Genomic DNA, 3,650 nt, shown 5'->3' with positions numbered 1-3,650 from the left:
TGCATCCGTGCCCGCGCGACCTCGAGCAGGGCGACCAGCTCAGCCGGCGTGCGTGCCGATCCCACGTGCTCAATCACGTTGTCGCGGTCCCCGACACGCTCAGCGATCTGCACCGCCGTGGCCCCCGAAGCGGTCGGGACCTTCCGCACAAACACCACGAGCACCGACCCTACCGGCCCGATTAGTGTGTCAACCTCGAAGCCTTCAAGCCGCTGACCAGCACAAACATCCGGCCCGACCCGGAATCACGCCAACGTGGCACGAGTCAGGTGAGGCTAGGTGGGGCTTGCGGGCGAGGAGATCGTCGAGCGCGGCCGTGAGGGCGTTCTCATCCTCGATGTGGGCCTCGTCGAAGGCGAGGTCGGAGGGGTCCGCAAGGCGTCCTGTCGCGGCCACCAGGGCGGCGTGGAGGCGTGCGGCGAGGTCGTCGGCCTGTCCTGCCCGCTCCCGGTATCGCGCGTTCTCACGGCGGAGCCGCTCGACGTAGTCCCGCGGGAAGGTGTCGCCGTCCTCGTCGGTGGTCTCTTCGGTCCCTTCGGTCCCTTCGGGTTCTTCGGTGGGGTCCTCGACGTCGAGGTCCTCGTCGACCTCGGTCTCGGTGAGGGTGTCGGTCACTTGCCGGTCTCCTTCCTGGGGTCCTCGAAGAGCTCGCCGAAGGTGCGAACTCCACGCGCGCACATGGCGTCGATGATCTGTGCGGCGAGGACGCCGAACTCGACGGCCTCGCGCTCGTCGGGGTTGCAGTCGGCGTAGGGCTTGCCGAGCTTGTCGATGGCCTCGCGGTCGAGGTCGGCGGCGTTGGTGCTCATGGTGCTGTCCTTCCTTGGGGTGACCGTCGTCAGGCGACGACGGGGTCTTGGGTGCAGCTGCATCCGGGGTGTCTGGGCATGGTGTGGTCGGCCGGCCAGACCTTGCCGCCACGCGCCCACCAGGAGCAGAGCTGACAGGCTTCGCCGTTGGTGTTGCGGGTCCAGCCGGTGACGTGGCGGGATCCGGCGATGACGTCGGCGGAGCCGTCCGCGGCGGCGGCCTTCGGCTCGTTGTCGGCGAGGCGGGCGAGCTGCATCCTGGTGTCGAGGTCGGAGGCGAGGATGGTGCCGAGCGCGGTCGAGATCCGCTCCGAGTCCAGGTGCCGGGCGGAGGGGACAGGGAGGACGATCTCGGGGAGCCGGGTTGCCTTCTCGACGACCGCGCGGACGACGGCCGCGCCGATCAGGTAGCCGGCGACGTTGCCGACCAGGACGGCGTTGGCGGCGAGGATGGCGAACTCCTCCTCGGTGATGGTGCCGGCCTCGACCCGGTCCCAGAGCTCGAGGACGCGGCGTTGCTGGGCGAGGGAGAGCTGCTCGAGGAGCTCCTCGACGGCGTTCACGCGCTCACGCTCCCGAGGTTGAGGCCGGCGACGTCGAGGGCATCCCCTCGTCGCGCCGCGCGGATCTGCTCGATCTCGGTGGCGTCGTAGCCGAGCCGGGCGAGGGCGTAGGACGTCGGGAGGATGCCGGCCGCATGCAGCTTGACGATGGCGTCGGCCTCCTGCGCCGCGGAGCGGGTCGAGGGGTCGGCCCACTGGACGGAGACCTCGACGGCGGCCGGGTCGACCCCGGTCCGGATCGCGGTCATGAGCTGGGCGACCCGCTGCCACGCGCGGCCGAAGGTGCCTTGCCGGGCCTCGGCGCGGGCGGTGAGCGCGGCCTCGGATGCGCGGATCGAGTCGGCCGACGTGGGGTTGTCGCCGCCGATCCCGAGTAGGTGCTCCGGCAGGCCCGAGACCGCGGAGATCTGTCGCATGACGACGTTGACGGCGTTCTCGTAGCCGGTGAGATCGGCTCCGGCGAGCTGACCGAACTTGGTCTCGACCGCTTCGGAGATCATCATCCGGTCGGTCTCGGGGAACGGGTTGATGACGTTGCCTTCGGCGTCCTCGACGAGCTCGACCCCGATTTCGGATACAATGACACGGTTATGCGAATGTATATCACGTCAACGGATCCTGAGCCGGACGTCGTCGCCTCCGATTTCTTTTACCCTGAGTTCGACGACACGGTGGGATGGGTCAGGTGTTCATCGGACAATACGGGCACAGGAGGTTCTCATCCCAGCCGATGGTGTCGAGGTCAACAACTGCGCATTAACACATACTTCTTCTTGTACCAATCCGGATACCTGGATACGACAACGCAAAGACGCAGGGTTGCATGTCACGAGCTCGGCCACACTGTCGGATTGCGGCACCGCCCAACGGATCCGAGCCAGCCGTTGCCATACCCAGTTCCTGACGAAATAAATACTTGCATGTTCACCATGGTGCATGATTCATGGGGCACTAACCCGTATATCAGGGGGCACGACAAGAACCACATTGATGAGGTGTATGGGTGATGGGTCGTTCAGTACGCCGTCAAGGGGTAATTCTGCTTGGGGTTCTTGCAACCGGGGTAGTGACAGCCTGTGGCCGGGCGTGTCGGAAGAGTCCCCGACAACTCCGCCTGGTGCTGCATCGAAGGGGTCTATAGTAGCGGATAGAGAGGTGGACCGGGAGAGTTTTGTCAGTCCCAGTGAATCCAACACTGCGTCTGGCGACATCGGGATCGGAATAGAGCGCTTCAACCTAGGTGAGGCAGTCGAATGGGCTCAGCCACCCGATTCTCTTGCCCGGCTACGAGAACTCACGACGGTCGTGGTGAAGGCGCGGATCGGCGCCGTGGTCTTTTGGAAGGAGGTCGGCGAGAAGGGCGCGCGGGACCAGGTCTTCGCCTGGAAACTGTCGGATGTCGAGGTCGTGTCCGGCGAACTTGTCGACCCGCACAGCGACGTCATCGTTCCGATGCTCATGTTCCCGCCGGAGGGGGAACTGCCAGATCAACTCGCTGAACTCAACAGGGGTTTGCCGAGCCAGGAGGGTCTGTTCTTCCTGCAGACCATGACGATCCCGGATCTGGGGGCGAACCCGAAGCCCGGGGCGCCACCCCTGAAAACCTATGACGATGTGCGGCTCTACGACTCGGTTCACCCGTTTGCCGTCCTCGTCGCCGACGCGGAGAAGGGCCGCATCAGCAGCCCCCTGGCCGAAGGCTCCGTCTATGGTGCCTCCGGGTTCCTGGCAGAGGTCGCCAAGTTCGATTCGCTGGAAGCGCTGGTCCAGACCCTCTAGACGACTGATTCCAAGGGGTGTCAGTGGTCATAGGCGGTTAGGGATCGTAGGACGGGTTGGCTGGTGTGGTCGTTGTGCCAGATGGCGGTGGTCAGGGCCAGGAGTCGTTGGAGGACGCGGACGATGACGCCGGCTTGGGTTCGTCCGCCGTGGCGTTCGAGGCTGAGCTGGCCCTTGAGGGTGTCGAACACCGATTCGATGGTTTGCCGTAGGGGTTTGAAGAACTGGGCGCCTGGTCGGGGGTTCTCCCCGGTCCGGGCTTTGCGCAACAACGTGAATCCGGTTGCGGCCAGGGTGGATTCGAACTCGCGACCGTAGTAGTTCTTGTCCGCGATGAGGGTCCGGCCGCCGCCGGCCAGAGCTGGGGTGGTGGCGATCAGGTCGGTCAGAACGGTTCGTTCGTCGGCCTTGGCTCCGGTCAACGCGAACGCGACGGGCAGCCCGTGCAGGGTGGTCACCAGGTGCAGCCGGAGCCCCCAGAAGTAGCGCGAGTGGCTGG

Annotated in this window: 6 protein-coding genes and 1 pseudogene; 1 reads left to right on the top strand and 6 read right to left on the bottom strand. The window is 65.7% G+C overall.

Going from position 1 to position 3,650, the window contains the following annotated elements; genetic code table 11:
- The 5 genes and pseudogenes from BN11_RS26395 to BN11_RS20865 all read right to left on the bottom strand — a co-directional run.
- Positions 1-158 (bottom strand): annotated as a pseudogene (locus tag BN11_RS26395) (IS1634 family transposase); the annotation flags it as partial.
- Positions 159-204: 46 nt separating this feature from the next.
- On the bottom strand, positions 205-615 hold the full coding sequence (locus BN11_RS24505) for a hypothetical protein (protein ID WP_053084209.1): 411 nt from the start codon (positions 613-615) through the stop codon (positions 205-207).
- Positions 612-809: a hypothetical protein gene (locus BN11_RS20875; protein WP_048700395.1), complete on the bottom strand. Its 198-nt coding sequence runs from the start codon at positions 807-809 to the stop codon at positions 612-614. The genes BN11_RS24505 and BN11_RS20875 overlap by 4 nt, the downstream gene beginning before the upstream one ends.
- A gap of 29 nt (positions 810-838) precedes the next feature.
- Entirely contained in the window at positions 839-1,372 is a 534-nt protein-coding gene (locus tag BN11_RS20870; protein WP_048700393.1) for a hypothetical protein, read from the bottom strand.
- The gene (locus tag BN11_RS20865; protein WP_407668010.1) at positions 1,369-1,902 is read right to left on the bottom strand and encodes a phage portal protein; all 534 of its coding nucleotides are present in this window, start codon (positions 1,900-1,902) and stop codon (positions 1,369-1,371) included. Before BN11_RS20865 ends, BN11_RS20870 begins: the two co-directional genes overlap by 4 nt.
- Before the next feature lie 625 nt (positions 1,903-2,527).
- On the opposite strand from BN11_RS20865, the gene BN11_RS20860 reads away from it, so the two are divergent.
- Positions 2,528-3,151 (top strand): hypothetical protein, encoded by a 624-nt coding sequence (locus BN11_RS20860; RefSeq protein ID WP_157044322.1) that lies wholly within the window; start codon positions 2,528-2,530, stop codon positions 3,149-3,151.
- A gap of 20 nt (positions 3,152-3,171) precedes the next feature.
- Here BN11_RS20860 and BN11_RS20855 read toward each other — a convergent pair.
- Positions 3,172-3,650, bottom strand: a 479-nt coding sequence (locus BN11_RS20855; RefSeq protein WP_048695333.1) for a transposase, incomplete at its 5' end; no start/stop codon positions are given.

The sequence above is a fragment of the Nostocoides australiense Ben110 genome, from assembly GCF_001050535.1.
Taxonomy (GTDB): Bacteria; Actinomycetota; Actinomycetes; order Actinomycetales; family Dermatophilaceae; genus Nostocoides_A; species Nostocoides_A australiense.
This window is presented reverse-complemented; position numbering and strand designations above follow the sequence as displayed.

Coding starts and splice junctions, on each gene's coding strand:
- BN11_RS20875 (WP_048700395.1), bottom strand. CDS start 809: ATGAGCACCAACGCCGCCGACCTCGACCGCGAGGCCATCGACAAGCTC.